Source organism: Xanthomonas sp. WHRI 7945, assembly GCF_035026585.1.
The window spans coordinates 42489-62850 of sequence record NZ_JAYIQP010000019.1 but is presented as its reverse complement, the minus strand read 5'-3'; the positions used below and the strand labels follow the sequence as shown (position 1 = coordinate 62850).

12 protein-coding genes are annotated in these 20362 nt (G+C 69.4%); 8 read left to right on the top strand and 4 right to left on the bottom strand.

Annotation, left to right across the window (positions count from 1 at the left end; translation table 11 throughout):
- Nucleotides 1–308: 308 nt before the first annotated feature.
- Complete coding sequence (locus VDQ83_RS15135) at nt 309–3617, bottom strand: AAA family ATPase (protein ID WP_455435564.1); 3309 nt, start codon at nt 3615–3617, stop codon at nt 309–311.
- A gap of 416 nt (nt 3618–4033) precedes the next feature.
- Between VDQ83_RS15135 and VDQ83_RS15130 the strand changes: the two genes are divergently transcribed.
- Nucleotides 4034–4729, top strand: coding sequence for a helix-turn-helix transcriptional regulator (locus VDQ83_RS15130; RefSeq protein ID WP_455435563.1), 696 nt, complete (start codon nt 4034–4036; stop codon nt 4727–4729).
- Nucleotides 4730–4787: 58 nt separating this feature from the next.
- Entirely contained in the window at nt 4788–5441 is a 654-nt protein-coding gene (locus VDQ83_RS15125) for a glutathione S-transferase family protein (protein ID WP_455435562.1), read from the top strand.
- A gap of 254 nt (nt 5442–5695) precedes the next feature.
- On the opposite strand, the gene mutS is transcribed toward VDQ83_RS15125, so the two are convergent.
- Nucleotides 5696–8308 (bottom strand): DNA mismatch repair protein MutS, encoded by a 2613-nt coding sequence (gene mutS, locus VDQ83_RS15120; RefSeq protein ID WP_455435561.1) that lies wholly within the window; start codon nt 8306–8308, stop codon nt 5696–5698.
- A 447-nt stretch (nt 8309–8755) separates the two neighbouring features.
- On the opposite strand from mutS, the gene VDQ83_RS15115 reads away from it, so the two are divergent.
- The 5 genes from VDQ83_RS15115 to VDQ83_RS15095 all read left to right on the top strand — a co-directional run bounded on the left by VDQ83_RS15115 (nt 8756) and on the right by VDQ83_RS15095 (nt 17098).
- Nucleotides 8756–10684 carry an alpha-L-fucosidase gene (locus VDQ83_RS15115; protein ID WP_455435560.1) on the top strand — a complete coding sequence of 643 codons (1929 nt, stop codon included), beginning with the start codon at nt 8756–8758 and terminating at the stop codon, nt 10682–10684.
- A gap of 191 nt (nt 10685–10875) precedes the next feature.
- Nucleotides 10876–11391 carry an RNA polymerase sigma factor gene (locus VDQ83_RS15110; RefSeq protein WP_309912648.1) on the top strand — a complete coding sequence of 172 codons (516 nt, stop codon included), beginning with the start codon at nt 10876–10878 and terminating at the stop codon, nt 11389–11391.
- Nucleotides 11388–12416 (top strand): FecR family protein, encoded by a 1029-nt coding sequence (locus VDQ83_RS15105; RefSeq protein ID WP_455435559.1) that lies wholly within the window; start codon nt 11388–11390, stop codon nt 12414–12416. The genes VDQ83_RS15110 and VDQ83_RS15105 overlap by 4 nt, the downstream gene beginning before the upstream one ends.
- Before the next feature lie 141 nt (nt 12417–12557).
- Nucleotides 12558–15491, top strand: coding sequence for a TonB-dependent receptor (locus tag VDQ83_RS15100; protein ID WP_455435558.1), 2934 nt, complete (start codon nt 12558–12560; stop codon nt 15489–15491).
- 11 nt (nt 15492–15502) lie between these two features.
- The gene (locus tag VDQ83_RS15095) at nt 15503–17098 is read left to right on the top strand and encodes an alkaline phosphatase D family protein (protein ID WP_455435557.1); all 1596 of its coding nucleotides are present in this window, start codon (nt 15503–15505) and stop codon (nt 17096–17098) included.
- 337 nt (nt 17099–17435) lie between these two features.
- Here VDQ83_RS15095 and VDQ83_RS15090 read toward each other — a convergent pair whose 3' ends face one another.
- Nucleotides 17436–18335: a LysR family transcriptional regulator gene (locus tag VDQ83_RS15090; protein ID WP_455435556.1), complete on the bottom strand. Its 900-nt coding sequence runs from the start codon at nt 18333–18335 to the stop codon at nt 17436–17438.
- Between the two features lie 102 nt (nt 18336–18437).
- Here VDQ83_RS15090 and VDQ83_RS15085 point away from each other — a divergent pair, with 102 nt between their 5' ends.
- Nucleotides 18438–19445, top strand: a complete 1008-nt coding sequence (locus tag VDQ83_RS15085) for a YeiH family protein (RefSeq protein ID WP_455435555.1) — start codon at nt 18438–18440, stop codon at nt 19443–19445.
- Between the two features lie 22 nt (nt 19446–19467).
- Here the strand turns inward: VDQ83_RS15085 and VDQ83_RS15080 are convergent, their stop codons facing one another.
- The gene (locus VDQ83_RS15080; protein WP_455435554.1) at nt 19468–20349 is read right to left on the bottom strand and encodes an SDR family oxidoreductase; all 882 of its coding nucleotides are present in this window, start codon (nt 20347–20349) and stop codon (nt 19468–19470) included.
- Nucleotides 20350–20362 lie beyond the last annotated feature (13 nt).

The window sequence follows — 20362 nt, the reverse complement described above, 5'->3', positions numbered from 1 at the left end:
GGACCTTCGTACGTGCGCAAGGGGCACACCCGGTGGGGCGGGCGGTTGCCGGGGATAGAGATGGATGTGGAAAGCGGTTTGCGGCTGTGGGTGTCGGCGCAGGCAGGAGAGGCAAGCGGCGCGCTGGAGTGTGGCTGCCCGGTCTGGGGTTCAGTAGGTGCAGACTATCGACCGCCGCTTTCTTTATAAAATTGATTGATTGAACCGATCCGATAGCGTGTGGCAATCGGAAACCCGGCGTCGTGCCGAGCGTGCGGCATGCCGTGCACGCTGTCTGGGAAGGGCGTGCGCAGCTGCGACCGCGCGGTTCAGGCGTTGGGCATCACATCGAAATCGCCGCCCAGCACGCGCTCCAGCCGGCCGCTGCGCCAACCGCGCACGCTGTCGCGCACCAGCGGTGCCGGGGCGATGCGATAGCGTCGGCACACGCGCAGTTCCTCGTCGATGTCCGGCGCCCGCCGGGCCTGTCCGGGCAGGTCAGGCACGACCCGGACCTGCGCCGTGAGCCGGCGCAGCGCCGGTTCGTCGGCGTCCTGTTCCTGCACGTGCAGGCCGGTTTCCGGCAGCAGCAGGTCCAGCGCGCCGAAGCCGGCGATCGCCAGCCAGGCCCGGCCCTGTTCGGGATCCTGCAGCAGTACTTCCACCCGCATGTTGCGTTGCGCGGCCCAGGCCAGATACATCTGCAGCAGTTGCTGCCACCAGCACCGCGCGTCGGCGGGATGGCGGTGCAATTCGCTGGCGCCGATACGCAGGTCCAGCAGCGCGTCCTGCGCGCGTTGCTCCTGCAGCGCATCGCTGGCCAGTTGCAGCAGCCACAGCAGTTGCGCCAGGCGCGCGACGAACTCGCCGTCGCGCTGCGCGCCGTGCAGCCGCGCGCGCATGCGCACGGCGCTGTCCAGCGCGCTCTCGATGCGGTCGCGGCGTTCGATCCGGTCCAGCACCTGGAAGCGGCCGGGCTGCGACCAGAAGTCGGCTTCGCCCATGCCGGCGAAGTCCGCCTCGCGGGCCAGCCGCCACGCGCTCGCGGCATGCGTCTGGTGCAGGAGGTGCAGGGCCGCATCCAGGCGCGGCAGCACCGCGTCGCTGGCGCTGGGCGCATAGACGATGTCGCGCAGGTCGGCCGGCGCTGCCGGATCGGCGTCGGCGCCCGGTGCGGGTGCCGGCGCGGGTGCGTCGGGGGCGATGAAACGCACGTCCAGGCGATCGCCGGCGCCGCGCACGAACAGGAACTGGTCGCCTTCCGGCGCGCGCTGTTCGACGATGCTGCGCGCCAGCGGCGCGAGCAGATGCTGTTCGATCGCGCGGCGCAGCGGGCGCGCGCCCAGGTCCGGGGTGAAGCCGCGATCGAGCAGGAATTCGATCGCCGACGGTTCCCATTCCACCGCCCAGGCGCGGTTGCGCAGGCCACGCCGGGTCAGCGTGCGGTCCAGTTCCTTGTGCAGGATCTCGCGCATCAGCGCGCGGTCCAGTGGATTGAACAGCACCACCCGATCGAGCCGGTTGATGAACTCGCGGCGGAAGGTCTCGTACACTGCCTTCTCCACCGCACTGCGCGAATAGCCGCCGGCGACGGTGGCGAAGCCGGGGCCGGCGCCGCGGGCGAGGGTGGCGCCGACGTTGCTGGTCAGGATGATGATGCTGTGGCGGAAGTCGGCGGTGTTGCCGTTGCGATCGCTCAGCCGCGCGTCGTCGAACACCTGCAGGAACAGGTCCCAGACCTTGGGGTGGGCCTTCTCGAACTCGTCCAGCAGCACCACCGAGAACGGCTGTTCGCGGATCCGCGCGATCAGCGTGCGCTGACCGGCGCTGTCGTCGCCGGTGAGCCGCGCCAGCGCGTCCTCGCCCTGGAATTCGCTCATGTCCAGGCGCAGCAGGCGCTCGGGGGTGCCGAACAGCAGCTCGCCCAGCGCCTTGGCCAGTTCGGTCTTGCCGGTGCCGGTGGGGCCGGCGAACAGGAACACGCCGATCGGGCGATGGCTGTCGATCAGCCCGGCCTTGAGCATGGCAATGCGGTCGAGCAGGGTCTCCACCGCCTCGTCCTGGCCGAGCACGCGCTGGCGGAAGAAGCGACGCAGCGCGTCCAGTTCCAGCCGCTGGCGATCGTCGATCACCTCCAGCGGCAGGCCGCTGCGCTTGGCCACGGCCTGCAGCAACGCATCGTCGTCGAGCGGCAGGCGCGGCGCCTCGCCGCCGGTGGCGGCCTGCAGGGTCTCGTCCAGCAGCTGCAGCAGCCGCCCCGGCTCGTGTTGCTCGGGGAAATACTGCGCGGCCATGCGCTCGGCCTCGGCCAGGGCGCGCGCGTCGATCACCTCCGCCTGCAGCGCCTGCCGCTGCGCCTGCGCCCACTGCTGGCCGATCTGCGCCAGGGCGGCGGGCGCGGCCGGCGCCAGCGTGACCACTTCGAAGCGCGAGCGCGTCGCCGGGCGTGCCACCTGCAACTGCGCCAGTTGCCGCGGCGTGATCTCGCCGATCAGGCGCAGTTCGCCGCGCTCCAGCGCCGGCAGCACTAGGTCGAGGATGCCGCGCGGATCGCGCGAGTGCGAACCCTTGTGCAGCAGGTCGTAGAAATCCGGCGCGCGCCACAGCGCGCGTTCGCGATGCAGCACCGCCAGCATCTCGCGGATGCGGCCTTCCAGTTCGCCGATGTAGCTCTGCCCGGCGAGGATCTCGGCCGCCGACGCCTCGAACACGCGCCAGCCTTCGGCCAGCAGGCGTTCGCTGAGCAGATCGATCAGCACGCTCTTGCCGACGCCGTGTTCGCCGACCAGCAGCACCGGTTGCGGCGGCGTGGCCACCAGCTGTTCGTAGGCGCGCTGCAGCGCTGCGTCCAGCGCGGGATGGCGCAGGCGCAGGCGCGGCGGCAGCGTGGCGACGACCCGGCCGAAACCGCCCAGCACGCGCTGCTCGCGGTGCGCGCGGCGCGCGTCCTGCAAGCGTTGCAGGAACGGCTCCAGCACCGGTTCCTTGAACTGGCCCAGCGTGTCGGCCAGCTTGGCCAGCGCATCGTCGTCCAGTCCATCGAACTGCACCGCGCGGTCCGCCGGCGCCTTGCCCGCGGCCCAGTGCAGGTAGTCGCGCAGGCGCTGCCGGAACGGCACGAAGCCCCACCACCAGTCGCGCGCCTGGCGCAGCAGGACATGCAGATGGTCCGCGTCCGGCAGCGCCTGCAGGTAGTCGAGCACGAAGTTGAGCGGATACGAGCCCAGATGCGGCAGCAGTTCCAGCACCGCGTCCGGATCGCTGCGGCGGCGGCGTGGCAGGGCCACCGCGGCCATCGACGGCAGCGCGTAGCCGGGGCTGCCGAGCGCTTCGATCACCGCCTGGTCGGAGAACTCCAGGCTTGCCAGCAGCGTCACCCCTTGCTGGAACTGCGGGATCCGCAGCAGGTCGGCCGGACTCTGGATCTGATCGTCCAGCGCTTCCACCTGCTGGCGCAGCCGTTGCAGGTGCTGGGCCGGCGTGTCCCCGGCCGGTGGTTCAGGCGCGGCCTGCTGCGGCTCCGGTTCGGTGTCGGATGCGGAGTGCGGCGTGCGCGGAGCGGCCGCTCCGGCGTGTCTGAAGACGTGCAGCAGCAAGGCGCCGACGATGACGCCAATCACGAACAGGTAGATCTCCACGCGAGGCTCCTTAGTGCCTGCCGATGCGGTTGGATCGGATACCGTCGCCGTGTCCGGCGCCGGCACGAGTGCGGAAGGCGGCGCACGTTAGCGCCGCGTCCGGCCGCGTCCATGTGGGTACCGTGGCGTCCTGGCGTATCGACATGCGTTCCTCTGCTTCCTTGTCCCTGGGGCGCGTCCGCACGCGCGGCTATCCAATCGCGTCACCGGTCTGTGCAGGCGCCGGCTGCACGAGTATAGGCGCGCGTGTTTCGGGCGGGCTACAGCCACGCGCGAGCCGATCGACCACGCCAGCCGTCTGCGCGCCGGCGTGTGGTCGGACCGGTCGATGGCTGGCGGCGCGTTCGTCGGATGCGTCGCAAGGCGCGCGCGCAGGATCCCGCTCCGCACGCGGCAAAGATCACTATCCTGTCGCGATGACCATCCGCGCGACCCGCCTGCTGCATCTGCTCGACGCCCTGCGCGGCCGCCGCCGGCCGGTGGCCGGTGCCCAGCTCGCCGCCGCGCTGGGCATCAGCCTGCGCACGCTGTACCGCGACATCGCGACCCTGCGCGCGCAAGGTGCCGACATCCTCGGCGACCCTGGCGTCGGCTACGTGCTGCGTCCGGGCTTCCTGCTGCCGGCGCTGAATTTCAGCGAGGACGAACTGGAGGCGCTGACCCTGGGCGCGCGCTGGGTGGCGCGTCAGGCCGATCCGGAACTGGCGCAGGCGGCGCAGCGCGCGGTGGCGCGGATCACCTCCACGCTGCCCGGCAACCTGCGCTTGTCGATCGAGACCAGCGGGCTGCTGGTGCCCGCGTCCGACGGCACGCAACCGCTGGCGCCCTGGTTGCCGGTGCTGCGCCGTGGCATCCGGCTCGAACACGTGTTGCGGATGGACTACGCCGATGCGGGCGGGACGGCCTCGCAACGGCTGATCTGGCCGTTCGCGATGGCCTTCCTCGGCGGCTACGGCATGATTGCCGCGTGGTGCGAACTGCGCCGCGACTTCCGCCATTTCCGCGCCGACCGGGTGCTGGCCCTGGCCGACGATGGCGAGCGCTATCCCTCGCGCCGGCACCTGCTGATCAAGCGCTGGCGCGCGGCCACCGGCTACGGCGCGGACTACTGACAGTACCTGTCAGCAGGGCAGGGCCAGACTGCAGGCTGTCCACCACGGAAGTCTGCCCATGTCCACCAAGCTCGTGTTCTACACCCACCCCCTGTCGCGCGGCCGCGTCGCCCGCTGGATGCTGGAGGAAACCGGCCTGCCTTACGAGGACGTCATCCTCGACTACGGCACCACGATGAAGGCACCGGAGTACCTGGCGATCAACCCGATGGGCAAGGTCCCGGCGCTGCGCCACGGCGACGCTGTGGTCACCGAGAACGCGGCGATCTGCGCCTACCTGGCCGACCTGGTGCCGGAGCGGCAACTGGCGCCGCCGCCGGGATCGCCGGCACGCGCCGACTACTACCGCTGGCTGGCGTTCCTGGCCGGCCCGGTCGAGTCGCTGTTGACCGCCAAGCAGGCCGGGGCGCTGGCGCCGGCGCGCAGTGCCGGTTACGGCAGCGAGGCCGATCTGCTGCGCACGCTGGAGCAGGCGGTCGAGGGGCGCGAATACCTGGCCGGCGACCGCTTCAGTGCGGCCGACCTGTATGCGGCGTCGGTGCTGGGGTACTACCTGCGCTTCGGCATGCTCGACGCGCGTCCGGCATTCACCGCCTTCGCACAACGGCATGGCGCGCGACCGGCGGCATTGCGTGCCGCGGCGATCGACGACGCATTGGTCGCGGCGCATCCCAATCCGGACATGCCGGCGCGCGCGGCGCCGGCCGCCTAGCGGAATACGGCCCGCAGCAGTTGCGTGTGCTGCGCGGCCGTACCCTCACCCCAACCCCTCTCCCGGCGGGAGAGGGGTTAGCGGTTGTTCCCTTCTCCCATCGGGACCATGGCCCTCTTTTGGGGAGAAAGGTGCCCCGTAGAGGCGGATGAGGGTACGGGCGCAGCCTCGTGTATCTAGACTCCACAAGTCGCTTCGCGCCGGACCCTCACCCCAACCCCTCTCCCGATGGGAGAGGGGCTGAAGCCGTGCCGCTACAGCAGCGACTTCAGCCGGTACAGCGCTTCCAGCGCCTGCTTGGGCGTCAGCTCGTCCGGGTCCAGCGCCGCCAGCGCTTCCTGCGCGGCCGAGGGCGTGGCCGCGAACAGGCCGAACTGCTGCGGCGCGTCCAGCGCCTGCGGCGCCATCTGCGAAGCGTGGCTCTCGCCGCCGCGCTGCTCCAGTTCCGCCAGCCGCCGTCGCGCCTGCGCGACGGTGGACTTCGGCAAGCCGGCCAGCGCCGCCACCTGCAGGCCGAAACTGCGGTTGGCCGGGCCGTCCTTGACCGCATGCATGAACACCAGTTTGTCGCCGTGCTCGACCGCGTCCAGATGCACGTTGGCGATGCCGCTGGCGCCGCCTTCGACCGATTCGTCGGCCAGCGCGGTCAGCTCGAAATAGTGCGTGGCGAACAGGGTGTAGCAGCGGTTGTGATGCGCCAGGTGACGCGCCACCGCGTCGGCCAGGGCCAGGCCGTCGTAGGTCGAGGTGCCGCGGCCGATCTCGTCCATCAGCACCAGCGACTGCGCGCTGGCGTGGTGCAGGATGTAGCTGGTCTCGGCCATCTCGACCATGAAGGTGGACTGGCCGCGCGCCAGGTCGTCGCCGGCGCCGATGCGGGTCAGGATGCGGTCGATCGGGCCGATCACCGCGCGCGTGGCCGGCACGTAGCTGCCGATGTGCGCCAGCAGCACGATCAGCGCGTTCTGGCGCATGTAGGTGGACTTGCCGCCCATGTTCGGGCCGGTGATCACCAGCATGCGCCGATCCGGGTGCAGGTCCAGGTCGTTGGGTTCGAACGGCTGCTCGCGCACCGCTTCCACCACCGGGTGGCGGCCGCGCTCGATGCGCAGGCACGGCGCGGTGTCCAGTTCCGGCTGCGCCCAGTCCAGCGCCTGCGCGCGTTCGGCGAAGCCGGCCAGCACGTCCAGTTCGCTGAGCGCGGCGGCGGCGCGCTTGAGCGGTTCCAGGCGATCGCCCAGCGTGTCCAGCAAGGCTTCGTACAACAGTTTCTCGCGCGACAGCGAGCGCTCGCGCGCCGACAGCACCTTGTCCTCGAAGTTCTTCAGTTCCTCGGTGATGTAGCGCTCGGCGTTGGTCAGCGTCTGCCGCCGCGTGTAGTGCACCGGCGCTTTTTCCGCCTGGCCCTTGCTGATCTCGATGTAGTAGCCGTGCACGCGGTTGTAGCCGACCTTGAGCGTGGCGATGCCGCTGCTGGCGCGCTCGCGCGCTTCCAGGTCGATCAGGAACTGGTCGGCATGGGTGCTGAGCCGGCGCAGTTCGTCCAGTTCGGCGTCGTAGTCGGCGGCGATGACGCCGCCGTCGCTGAGCTTGAGCGGCGGCTGCTCGGCGATCGCCGAGGCCAGCAGGTGCGCGATCTCGTCGTGCTGGCCCAGTTCCGCGGCCAGCGCGGCCAGTCGCGGCGAATCCAGCGGCGCCAGGATCGTGCGCACCGCCGGCAGCAGGCCCAGGCCGTCGCGCAGCGTGGAGAAATCGCGCGGCCGCGCCGAGCGCAGCGCCACCCGGGTGAGGATGCGTTCGATGTCGCCGAGCGCGCGGAACGCATCGCGCAGATCGGCATCCGCGCCGCGGTCGATCAGCATGCCGACCGCGTGGTGACGCTGTACCAGCACCTCGCGCAGGCGCAGCGGGCGGTGCAGCCAGCGCCGCAGCAGGCGCCCTCCCATCGGCGTGACCGTGCTGTCGAGCACGCCGAGCAAGGTGTTGCGGGTGTCGCCGTCCACCCGCGTGTCCAGCTCCAGGTGGCGGCGCGTGGCGGCGTTCATCGCGATCGCCTCGCTGGCGGTCTCCATCGCGATCGCGGTCAGGTGCGGCAGGCGTTGCTTCTGCGTTTCCTCCACGTAGCCGAGCAGCGCGCCGGCGGCGGCAGTGGCGCGCGGCTTGTCGTCGATGCCGAAGCCGCTGAGGTCGTGCAGCTGGAAGAAGTTGAGCAACTGGCGGCGGCCGCTGTCGGCGTCGAACAGCCACGGCGCGCGGCGGCGCACGCCGCGCCGCTCGCGCAGGAATTCCGGCCACTGGTCCTCGTCGGGCACCAGCAGCTCGGCCGGTTCCAGCCGCGCCAGTTCCGCTTCCAGCGCGTCCTCGCTGTCGACCTCGTTGACCAGGAAGCGGCCGCCGGCCAGATCGGCCCAGGCCAGGCCGTAGCCATGCTTGTTGCGCGCGATCGCCATCAGCAAGGTGTCGCGGCGCTCGTCGAGCAGCGCCTCGTCGGTGACCGTGCCCGGCGTGACCACGCGCACCACCTTGCGCTCGACCAGGCCCTTGGCCAGCGCCGGATCGCCGATCTGCTCGCAGATCGCCACCGACTCGCCCAGCGCCACCAGCCGCGCCAGATAGCCCTCGTACGCATGCACCGGCACCCCGGCCATCGGGATCGGCGCGCCGCCGGAACTGCCGCGCTGGGTCAGGGTGATGTCCAGCAACCGCGCGGCCTTGCGCGCGTCGTCGTAGAACAGCTCATAGAAGTCGCCCATGCGAAAGAACAGCAGCAGGTCCGGGTACTCGGACTTGGCGGCGAAGAACTGCTTCATCAGCGGGGTGTGTTCCGCTGCGCTTCCAGGCGCTTGGGTCTTCTCTCGATTTTGCATCTGATTCAATGGCTTGAAGAATTTCGGGATGGCTGGCTGTGGGCAAGTATGGACGTGTGCAGCCGGCAAAGGACAGGGTGGCGCAGCTTCAGCCTGGCTCCGTGGCCCGACGCGCCACCTGCCGATCCACGGTGGAGCTCCGGGTGTCACCCCGTTTCCATGGACAGTTGCAGGAAGCCAATCGGGAGGCAAGGAATGTCCGGTCGGTGTGCGGCACGTGCAACGCGGAGTCCATGCAAGTGAGGTCGAGTCGTCTGGGCGTCAGCTGCAAGTGTCCGTGGAAATGGGGATCGGCGACAGCGCGCGGTCAATCCCCAGGCATGCGGCGAAGGATCGCCACACGGATTGATCTTCTCTCCGTTGCACGACCGTCCGTGGCTTCGGGAGGCGGACTCTTCTGCCGTTGGAAAAGCTAAGATCCGGGCTTGTGTAGAGTCGGAGGCGCCAATGATCGATCGTCGTACCTTTCTTGCCACGGGTGTCGTGGCCGTCGCCGCAGGTTTCAGCGCATCCGCCGCCCAGATTGCGGCGCCGCCGCGTCCCAAGGGGCCGGCACCATGGGGCGCCGTGCCCAGCGCGCGGCAGCTGCGGTGGCACCGGTGGGAGCAATACGCCTTCGTGCATTTTGCGATGAACACCTTTACCGACAAGGAATGGGGCTACGGCGACGAGGATCCGCGCAAGTTCGATCCCAGCGATTTCTCCGCCGATCAGATCGTCGCCGCCGCCAAGGCCGGCAACCTGAAAGGGCTGATTTTTACCGCCAAGCACCACGATGGGTTCTGCCTGTGGCCGACCCGCCTGACCGAGCATTGCATTCGCAATTCGCCCTACAAGAACGGCAAGGGCGACATCGTCGGCGAAATGGCGGCGGCGTGCCGGCGCGCCGGCCTGGCCTTCGGCATCTACCTGTCCCCCTGGGATCGCAACCACGCCGAGTATGGCCGCCCCGGCTATCTCGACTATTTCCGCAAGCAGATCGTCGAACTGTGCACGAGCTATGGCGACCTGTTCGAGTTCTGGTTCGACGGCGCCAATGGCGGCGACGGCTACTACGGTGGGGCGCGCGAAACGCGCAAGCTTGATGCGCCCGCCTACTACGACTGGCCGCGGATGATCGAGCTGGTCCACCAGCACCAGCCGATGGCCTGCACCTTCGATCCGCTCGGCGCCGATATCCGTTGGGTCGGCAACGAGGACGGCGTCGCCGGCGATCCGTGCTGGCCGACCATGCCCAATGCCCCCTACACGCAGGAAAACGGCAATGCCGGCGTGCGCGGGGCGCCACTGTGGTGGCCGGCCGAAACCAACACCTCGATCCGCCCGGGCTGGTTCTACCATGCCGACGAAGACGGCAAGGTGCGCAGCCCGGAGAATCTGGTGCGCTATTTCGACACCTCCGTCGCGCGCGGCACCAACATGAACCTCAATCTTCCGCCCGACCGGCGCGGCCGCATCGCCGACCACGACGTCGCGGTGCTGCAGAGCTTCGGCGATGCGATCCGCGCCAGCTTCGCCATCGATCTGGCCAAGGGCGCCAAGGCCAGCGCCAGCGATTCGCGCGGCAAAGGATTCGAGCCGGCGCGCGTGCTCGACCGCCAGGCGGACAGCTACTGGTCTACGCCGGACGACGTCACCACGCCGACGCTGACGCTGGAACTGTCGGCGGTGCGCAGCTTCGACTTGATCCGGCTGCGCGAATACCTGCCGCTGGGCGTGCGCGTCACCCGCTTCGCGGTCGAAGCGGAGATCGATGGGCAATGGCAGCGGTTGGCCGAGGCGCAATGCATCGGCGCACAGCGGATCCTGCGGCTCGATCGCCCGGTCGCCGCGCGTCGCGTGCGCCTGGTCGTGCTCGAGGCGCCGGTCTGCCCGGCGATCAGCGAATTCGCGCTGTTCCGCGCGGTTGCGCCGGTTCCGGTCGCGCGGCCGCTGGCGACCGCGCCGGACGTGCTGTCCGCCGCGGGTTGGCGGATTGTCGAGGCCAGCGCGCCTGGGGCGGAGAAGCTGCTCGACGACGATGCCGGCACGGTCTGGGTCGTGCCCGCGCCCAAGCCTGGCCATCCCGTGCAGGTGACCATCGACCTCGGCGCGCTGCGTCAAGTCGCCGGCTTCAGCCTCACCCCATCGCGCGCGGTGATGAACGGCGCGGCGCCGCCGAAAGGCTATCGCGCCGAAAGCAGCGAGGACGGGCAGCACTGGCAGCCGGCCGGCGCCGGCGAGCTGGCCAATATCGCCTACGCGCTCTCGACCCAGCGTCTGAATTTCCCCGACGTCCGCCAGATCCGCTACCTGCGGCTGTCGTTCGCCGAAACGGCGGTGCCCGCCGAGCGGCTGGCGATCGCCGGTATCGGCGCGTTCTCGCGCTTGCGATGATCGCTTGCGCTCCCACCGCCATGCGCGGTGGGGGCGTGCATCGCTGAGGCGGCGTCCTGATTCATAGGGCGAAGGCCGTGTCACGGGACGGCGATGCGGGGCAGTGCAGTGCGACAGCGCCGCGATGCAATCGCGATGTCATCTTGTCGCGGGAAGATCGAACGTTTCCGAGTGCGGTGCGGTCGATCAGCGTGAGCAGCGTCAGGATCTGGGAGAAGAGCTACGAACTGCGGCGTCGTCTGCTGCGTGGCTTCTTCCTTCGCCGTGGCTCGCACGCCGAGGATGCCGAGGACCTGGCGCAAGAGGTCTACCTGCGCCTGCTGCGCACGACCGGCGAGAACGCCGAGGCGGTCGCCAATCCCGAGGCGTATCTGTACACCGTGGCGGCCAACCTGGCCCGCGAGCATGCGCGCTCGCGCGCTTCGCTGCCGCCGCTGGAGGATGTCGAGCTGCTGGCCGAGGTCCTGAAGAGCGAAGAGGACGTGGAAGGCACGTTCGAAAGCAGACAGCGCTGGAGCGATATCCGCGGCGCCATCGCGCGGCTGCCGCCGACCACGCGGCGGATGATGGAACTGCACTATCGCGACGGCCTGGAATGTCCGCAGATCGGTGCGCAGCTGGACGTATCCGTGCACATGGTGCGCAAGCACATCGGCAAGGGCCTGGACGCCTGCCGCAAGGCGCTGGGCGCCGGGGAGGACGCGTGAGCCGGCAGGAGCCGACATCCATGGACGGGACCGTGGCCGAGCAGGCGGCCCGCTGGTTCCTGCTCAATCGCGAGGCGCCGCTGAGCGAACCCCAGCGCCTGGCGTTCCTGGACTGGATGCAGCGTTCGCCCGAGCACGTGCGCGAATACCTGCGTGCCTTGCACCTGCATCGCCAGGTGGGCGCGGCCATGGGAATGGCGCGGCAGGAGGCGGTGGCTCCCGGCCGGGCAGTGCACGGCAGCCTGGCCAAGGTGGTGCCGTTGTTCGCCAGCGCGCCGCGCACGCCGGCGCCGCGCATGCGCCGCGCACGCCGTGGCTGGATGCTGGCGGCCGCAGCGGCCTGCATCGCGCTGGGGCTTGGCTTCGGACTGCTGCACCTGCAGCCGCAGGCGCTGCTGCTGACGGCCGGACACGGGCAATTGCGTGACCTCAGACTCGCCGACGGCACACAGCTGCGTCTCAACGCGGACAGCGTCGTGCGTGTGCGCATGGGCTGGCTGTCGCGGCGGGTTGAGCTGCTGCAGGGCGAAGCCACCTTCGACATCGCCGCGGATCGGCGGCCCTTCCTGGTGCAGGTCGACGGCCTGCAGATCCGCGACATCGGCACCGTGTTCGATGTGTCGCGGCGCTTGCAGGGCACCCGAATCGGGGTGATGTCCGGTGAAGTGGAGGTCTGGCGCAGCGGCACGGATGCGCGGCGCCTGGCGCAGCTGGATGCCGGCCGGGTGGTGCTGGTCGATCATGGCAGCGGCGCGGTGCAACGGCTCGACATGCCGGCCTCGATGCTGCTGGACTGGCAGCAGCGCAAGGTCTCCTTCCTCGACGAACGCCTGGACGAAGTCGCCGCAGCATTCAATCGCCACAACACGGTGCAGGTGGTGGTCGAGGACGCGGCGGCCGCATCGGTGCGCCTGTCCGGCAGCCTGGACGCGCACCGGGTCGCGGCATTGCAGGCCTTCCTGCAGCGCGATGCGCGCTTCGCGGTGCGCCGCGACGGCGACACGGTGCGGGTCTCCAGTCGCTGAGCGAGAGGCACGCGGGCGCTGTCAAAAAAAATTCATCGAATCCGCGTTCTCCACTTCCGCGTTTTCCCGCTCTTTCTTAGGAGAAGCCGCCGTCGATCCGCGACGTGGCGCCTGCCGTCCTCTCTCCTCCAAGGAACCGCAATGCGGAAGCAGCTTTACCTGTCGATCGTCCTCGCCCTGTCACCCTGTCTGCTCGCCCACGCGCGCGCGGCGACGCCGGAGGGTCTGGAAATCCGGGTCACCGCGCCGATCGCCGCGCAGCCGTTGGGTCGCGCGCTGGAACAGCTCTCGCGCAACTCGGGCGTGCAGTTCCTGTACTCGCCGACCGGCACGACGCGCATGGGCGGGGCGGTCCCGGCGGGCGCCACCGTCAAGCAGGCGCTGGATGCGCTGCTGGCCGGTACCGGCCTGAACTATGCGGTGGTGGACGGCAACGTCATCGCCATCGATCCGGCCCCGGCGCGCAGCGAATCCAAGCCGGCCGCGCCGCCGCCGCGCGAGGAGGAGGGCAGGATCGCCCCCACCCTGGATGCGGTGAAGGTGATCGCCGCGCACGAGGTGATCGAGCAGAAGAAGAGCTCGCCGATGATCCGCGATTCGGTGATCTACGACGAGATGGACAGCTACGGCGACGAGACGCTGGCCGAAAGCCTGATGGCCGCGCCGGGCCTGAGCGCGGTGGAGGACGCGGGCGAGCCGCGCTACGTGACCGTGCGCGGCGTGCAGGCCAACCTCAACTACACGACCATCGACGGCATCGCGATCGCCAGCGTGGGCGGCAGCGGCTCCGGCGAGCGCATGAACAACCTGCAGCTGATTCCCAGCGATATCGGCACCCGCACCGACATCTACAAGAGCTTCAGCGCCGAGCAGGCGCCCGATGCCATCGGCGGGGTGATCGACATCATCAGCCGCAGCGCGTTCGACCGGTCGGGCAAGTATGTGTTCGCCGATGTCGCCGGCATCTACTCCACCGCCGAAACCGACGTCGGCCGCAGCGCCGGCGGCGACCACAAGACCCTGGGCCACTTCGGCAAGAGCGCCAAGGCGGTGTTCTCCAACCAGTTCGGCGCCGACCAGCAGTTCGGCATCGTGGCGGTGGCGCGCTACGAGCAGCGTTCGCGCAACAGCATCAAGCGCTGGGTGGAATCGAACTACTACTACAACGACGCCGGCAAATACCTGACCGACGGCACCACCGAGCCCAGCGAGGCCGCCGGCTGGAACGGCCTGCGCGCGCCGGGCAATTTCAGCACCGGCACCTACACCAACTACATCACCAACTTCGGCGGCTCGGCCAAGCTGGAGTGGAAGCCGTCGGACGAGCCCTTCTACGCCTCGCTGCTGCTGTACTCGTACCGGTTCTACGAGAACTCGACGATGAACAAGACCGACCTGTACTCCAATGCCAAGTTCCCGATCCGCAACCAGACCGAGGACAGCGGCACCACCCAGATCAACAGCATCTACATCAAGAACCGGCACGACCGCTGGGACCGCAGCAACCGCGGCGCCATCGCCAGTTTCAGCTGGGACCTGGGCGATGCGTCCAAGCTCACCCTGCGCGCCGGCCACACCGAAGAGACGTTCGACAACACCCAGGTCTACTGGGGCGTACGCGCCTATCCGAGCAACCTGTTCGTCGACTACGCCAACGACAGCCATGGCTTTCCCAACGCGGTCGGCGTCTCCGATCCGAGCCTGCTGACCAGCTCGGCGTTCAAGCTCAATCCGGCGCAGGCCTATACCTCGCCGCGCCAGGCGCAAGAGACGATCGACAACCTGCGGGTGGACTTCACCCACAACATCGACGCCGAGGCGCGCGGCTTCGGTGTCGCCGCCGGCGCCGAGTACCGACACCTGAACATCTGGCAGAACGTCGATTTCGACTACTACAAGACCAACGCGACGCTCAACGATTACCTCTATCCGGGCTCGACCCTGCTGGGCACCGTGCCGGGCTTTCCGTTGATCGACAACCGCAAGTGGAGCGAGCAATTGGTGCAGAAGCTGGGCGACAACAACGCCGCCTACCCGAACGCCAACGTCACCAGCGACTACAAGTACGTCGAGGACATCGCCAATGCCTACGTCTCGGCGCACTACGCCTGGGAGCGATTGCTGCTGATCGGCGGTCTGCGCTACGACCACACCCGCTTCGATGCGTTCAGTCCCTTCAGCGACGACGGCGGCACGACCTATACGGCCAACCTGCGCAAGACCGGCGGCGGCTACGACAACCTGCTGCCGTCGTTGAACGCCACCTTCAAGCTCAGCGAAGACCAGCGCCTGCGTTTCTCGGCCAGCCGCACGCTGGGCCGGCCGACGCCGAGCAACATCGCTCAGGCGACCAACACCAGCTGCGGCGACGACGGCCAGGGCGGGAATTTCTGCACCATCCAGCAGGGCAACGCCGGCCTGGAGCCGCGCCGCGCCACCAACCTCGACCTGGCCTGGGACCTGTACTTCAACGGCAACAACGGCCTGGTCTCGGTGGCGCTGTTCGACAAGGTCATCAAGGACGACATCTACACCCTGACCACCTTCGAGACCATCGGCGACGTCCGCTACCGGGTGACCCAGCCGATGAACACCGACGAATCCACGCTGCGCGGCGTGGAGTTCGCCGTCGCCAACCGCAACCTGCGCTGGGGGCAGCAGCGCTTCGACATGTATTTCAACGCCACCCGGCTGGAAGGCCGCACCGACTACCGGATCAGCGACGGCAGCGAACGCCGCCTCGACCGCCTGCTGTATCAGCCGGACTGGTCGTTGAACGGCTCGCTGATCTGGCGCATGCCGTGGCAGGGCGCGCAACTGCGCATGTCCGGCACCTACCGCAGCCGCATGCTGGTCGATTTCGGCGACACGCAATGGCTGGACTCGTACTACGACCCGTACATGACCTTCAACCTGGCCTTCAGCCACCGGATCGGCAAGCACGTGACGCTGAAGTACGAGGCCAAGAACCTGTTCAACACGCAGCCGACCTACAGCACCGGTCCGAACGGGCGTTTCCGTACCGAGATCGACGACTACGGCCGCTTCTTCTACTTCCACCTCATCTACAACTGAGGGAGCTGGCCATGAGCACATTCAATCGCAGGCGCTTCCTCGCCTTGTCCGGCCTTTCCGCGTTCGGCGCCTGGATGGGCACCGCCTCGGTGCTGGCCGCGCAGACCGACGCCAAGTCCCTGAGCCCGCGCAACCTGCTCGCCTCGCCACGGTTCGCGAGCACGCCGTTCGCCCTCGGCGTGGCCTCCGGCGATCCGGCGCCGGACGGCGTGGTGCTGTGGACGCGGCTGGCGACCGAGCCGCTGGTGTTCGGCGGCGGCGTGCCGGCGCGACCGATGCTGGTGGAGTGGCAGGTGGCCAGCGACGAGCGCTTCGGCACGCTGGTGCGGCGCGGCTCGTCGCTGGCCCATCCGGAACTGGGCCATGCGGTGCATGTCGAGCTGGAAGGATTGGCTCCCGGCCGGCCGTACTGGTATCGCTTCAGCGTCGGCGGCCATGCCAGTCCGGTCGGCCGCACCTGCACCTTGCCGGCGGCGGGCGCCAAGGTGGAGCGGGTGCGCTTCGCGGTCGCCGGCTGCCAGCAGTACGAGGAAGGTCACTACACCGCATGGCGGCGCATCGCCGAAGAGCCGCTGGATTTCGTCTTCCACTACGGCGACTACATCTACGAGGGCGAAACCAAGCCGGGCGTGCGCAAGATGAACGGACGCCCGTTCACCAACCTGCGCAACCACGTCGGCCCTGAGATCTACACGCTGGACGACTACCGGCGCCGCTACGCGCAGTACAAGAGCGATGCCGACCTGCAGGCCGCACACGCGGCGGCACCGTGGTTCGTGACCTTCGACGACCACGAGGTGGACAACAACTGGGCCGGTGCGCAAGACCAGGACGGCACGCCCAGCGAGGTGTTCGCGCTGCGGCGCGCGCAAGCCTTCCAGGCCTACTACGAGAACATGCCGCTGCGGCGCGCCTCGTTCCCGCGCGATGGACACATGCAGCTCTACCGGCGCGCGCGCTACGGCAACCTGATGGACCTGCACCTGCTCGACACCCGCCAGTACCGCAGCAAGCAGGCCGACATGGCGCAACGCACGCAGGTGGAGTCGCCGGCGCGCAGCATCGTCGGCGCCAAGCAGGAACAGTGGCTGTTCGACGGCCTGGCCGACGCGGCCCCGCGCTGGCACACCATCGCCCACCAGGTGGCGCTGGGCAACTACGCGGAAGAGAAGAACGGCGCGGTGGTGTCCTCCGACGACCAATGGTCCGGCTACCTGGCCAGCCGCCGGCGCCTGCTCGACCACATCCAGCGGGTCGGCTTCGGCAACGTGGTCACCGCCTGCGGCGACGCGCACCGCCATTACGCCAGCGACCTGGTGCAGGACAACGCCGATTCCGGGATCGTCTCCAGCGAATTCCTCGCCACCTCGATCAGTTCCGGTTCCGACGGCCTGGGCGTGGATGCGTCGGCCGAAAGCACGCTGCGGCACAGCCCGCACCTGAAGGCCACCACCGACAAGCGCGGCTATGTGCTGTGCGACGTGAACCGCGATACGTGGATCGGCGACATGAAGACGCTGGACCAGGTGATGCAGCCGAACGGCACGCTGCAGAGCTGGAAGCGCTACGCCGTCGAACACGGCAGGCCGGGGTTGCAGGAGGCGTGAGCGGTGTTCTCGGCGCCTCTGCGGCACCCGCCTCGCGCAAGCACTGTAGGAGGGGCTTCAGCCCCCGACACCGCCCGAAGCCGACAAGCGTGGCGGGCGGCTCGCGCAGAACGATGGGCGTCGGCTGCATTGAAGGAACGGCGTTGTTGCAATCCCGGCAGCTTCCCGCGTGCCGACGGACGCCGGGTTGCTCCACGGCATTCTCGCGCAGCGGGTGGCTGATGGAGCGGCGAAGCTGGCGCTGAAGGGCTGTCGCGAAAGCCATCGATGGCATAGGCCGATGCCGACGCCAGGCGGAACGCGCATCGCTGCGCCGCCGGATGTAGCCGCGCTTGCGTCAGACGATCGCCGTGGTCCCGTCGCCGTCGACGGCCAGCAATGCCGCGGCGGCAGCACTGAGCGCGCGCTCGCGGTGGCGCACGACATGGAAGGTGCGCGTGCCCAGCGCCGCGCCCACGCGCTGCAGGCGACCGCTTTCCAGCCATGGTGCGGCCGCCAGCTGCGAGACCGCGGCCACGCTGTGCCCGGACAGCACCGCCGACAGCACCGCTTCGTTCGACGGCAGGGTCAGCGCGACGGTCAATGTGTCCGCGGCGACGTGCGCCGCGCGCAGCGCGGCTTCGAACTCCGAACGGGTTCCGGAGCCGGGTTCGCGCATGATCCAGGAACTGGACGCCGCCAGTGCCGGCAGCGCGATTCGGCGGCGTCCGGCCAGGCGGTGGCTTGGCGCGGCGACCACCACCAGCCGGTCCTGGGCGAGCGCGCTCAACGCCAGCGCCGGGTCGCGCACGCCGCCTTCGACGAAGCCCAGTTCCGCACGGCCTTCGGCGACCGCGCGCGCCACGCTTTCGGTATTGCCGACGCTGAGGCGGATCTGGATCTGCGCGTAGCGCGCGTGGAACGCCATCAGCCGCGCCGGCAGCCAATAGCTGGCCACGGTCTGGCTGGCCTGCAGCTCCAGCGTGCCGCGCAGCACGCCGCCCCATTCGCTCAAGGCCAGCTCGGCCGCACGCGTGCGCGCCAGGATCGCGCGGGCCTCGTCGGCGAACGCGGCGCCGGCGGCGGTCAGCTCGATGCCGCGGCCCACGCGGTGGAACAGGGCCACGCCGTACTGGCTTTCCAATGCCTTGATCGCGGCGCTGGCCGCCGACGGCGTGCGGTGCGCGGCCTGCGCGCCCAGGGTCAGGTGCTGGCGTTCGGCGACGGCGACGAACAGGGCGAGTTGTTCCAGGGTCACGGGAAGATCGTTCGGTTGGGCCGAACGAACTATCCACGATTATGCGATGGAATGACAGGATCGGCCGGCGCATCCTGCCGCCACTTCGACAGGATGGCGGCAATGCACAAGGCACTACGAAATGGGACCGCGCTGTGGCCAGGCGCGCTGTTGGCGACCGGAGTCGCGGCGCTGGCCCTGCTGGCCGAGCGGATGCAGCTGCGCTGGCTGGGCCGCCCGTGGATCGACGCGCTGGTGTTCGCGATCGTGCTCGGCACCGTGTTGCGCACGGCGGTGCGGTTGCCGGCGCGTGTCCACGCCGGTATCGCGTTCGCCGCGAAGCTGCCGCTGGAGGTGGCGATCGTGTTGCTCGGCGCGTCGGTCAGCTTCAGCGCGGTGGGGGCGGCCGGCGGACTGCTGTTGGGGCTGATCGCGGCGATCGTGCTGCTGGCGATCGGCATCGGCTACGGCATCGGCCGCCTGCTCGGGCTGCCGGCGCGCCTGGCCACGCTGGTGGCGTGCGGCAATGCGATCTGCGGCAATTCCGCGATCGTGGCGGCGGCGCCGGTGATCGATGCCGATTCGGACGAGGTGGCCGCCTCGATCGCCTTCACCGCGGCATTGGGCATCGTGGTGGTGTTGGCCCTGCCGCTGGCGGTGCCGCTGTTCGGCCTGGACCAGCGCCATTACGGGATCCTCGCCGGCATGACCGTGTACGCGGTGCCGCAGGTACTGGCCGCCACGCTGCCGGTGGGCGCAGTCAGCGCGCAGGTCGGCGCGCTGGTCAAGCTGATGCGGGTGGTGATGCTGGGGCCGGTGATGCTGCTGCTCGGCCTGACCGCCGGCCGCCCGGGCGCCGCGCGGGTGCCGTTGCATCGCTTGCTGCCGTGGTTCGTGCTGGGCTTCATCGGCATGATGCTGCTGCGCTCGTCGGGCCTGTTGGCGCCGGCGCTGGCGGACGCGATGCAGCGCGGTTCCGCGCTGCTGACCCTGGTCGCGATGGCGGCGCTGGGGCTGTCGGTGAACCTGCGCTCGGTGCTGGCCTCTGGCGGCCGCGTGCTCGCCGCCGGCACGCTGTCGCTGCTGGCGCTGGCCGCGATCAGCGCGCTGCTGGTGTGGTGGTTGCCGTAGCGTGCGACAGCGGCGCAGCGGCTCAGCTGCCGTGGATGCGGCCGCTCTCGCCGGCGCGGTACAAGGTGCCATCGGCATCGCGCGCGGGCACCGGCTGCTTCTGCTGCTCGCCGCGCATTGCCGACATCCGGTCCGCCAGCCGCGGCAGCATGTGCGTCACCGCGGTGTTCGCCTTGGCCAGCAGCCCCACCTTGACGTCGCGCCCGCCGTGCTCGGCGGCGTGCAGGATCGCTTCGGCCACGCGCATCGGCGCAATCATCGGTTTGGGCAGGGTCGGCTCCTCGCGCATATAGTTGCGCGCGTGCTGCGGGTAGGGCGTATCCACCGCCGTGGGTTGGATCAGCACCACCGAGACCGGCAGCTTGTCCACGTGCTCCAGTTCGATCCGCAGCGCATCGGTGAAACCTTTCACCGCATGCTTGGACGCCGAATACATGCCCTGCAGCGGCACCACCGCTTCCGACGCTTCGCTGCCCAGGTTGATCAGGCTGCCGTGCGAGGCGATCAGGTGCGGCAGCGCGACCAGCGAGCCGTGCACCACGCCCCAGAAATTGACGTCGAACAGGCGCTTGCTGTCCTGGTCGACGACCTCCGCGAGCTTGCCGTAGATCGCCACGCCGGCATTGTTCACCCAGGTATCGATCCGGCCGTAGTGGCGTATCGCCTCCGCCGCCGCGGCCTCCAGCTGTTTGCGCTCGGCGACATCGGCGGCGACCGCGATCGCCTCGCCGCCGGCGTCGCGGATGGTCCGCACGGTATCGTCCAGCGTGTCGCGGCTGCGTGCCACCAGTACCAGCTTGGCGCCGCGCTCGGCGGCCATCAGTGCGGTGCACAGGCCGATGCCGCTGGAGGCGCCGGTGATGACCATGACCTGTTGCTCGATGGGATGGTGTCGCTGCGCCATGATGCGTTTCTCC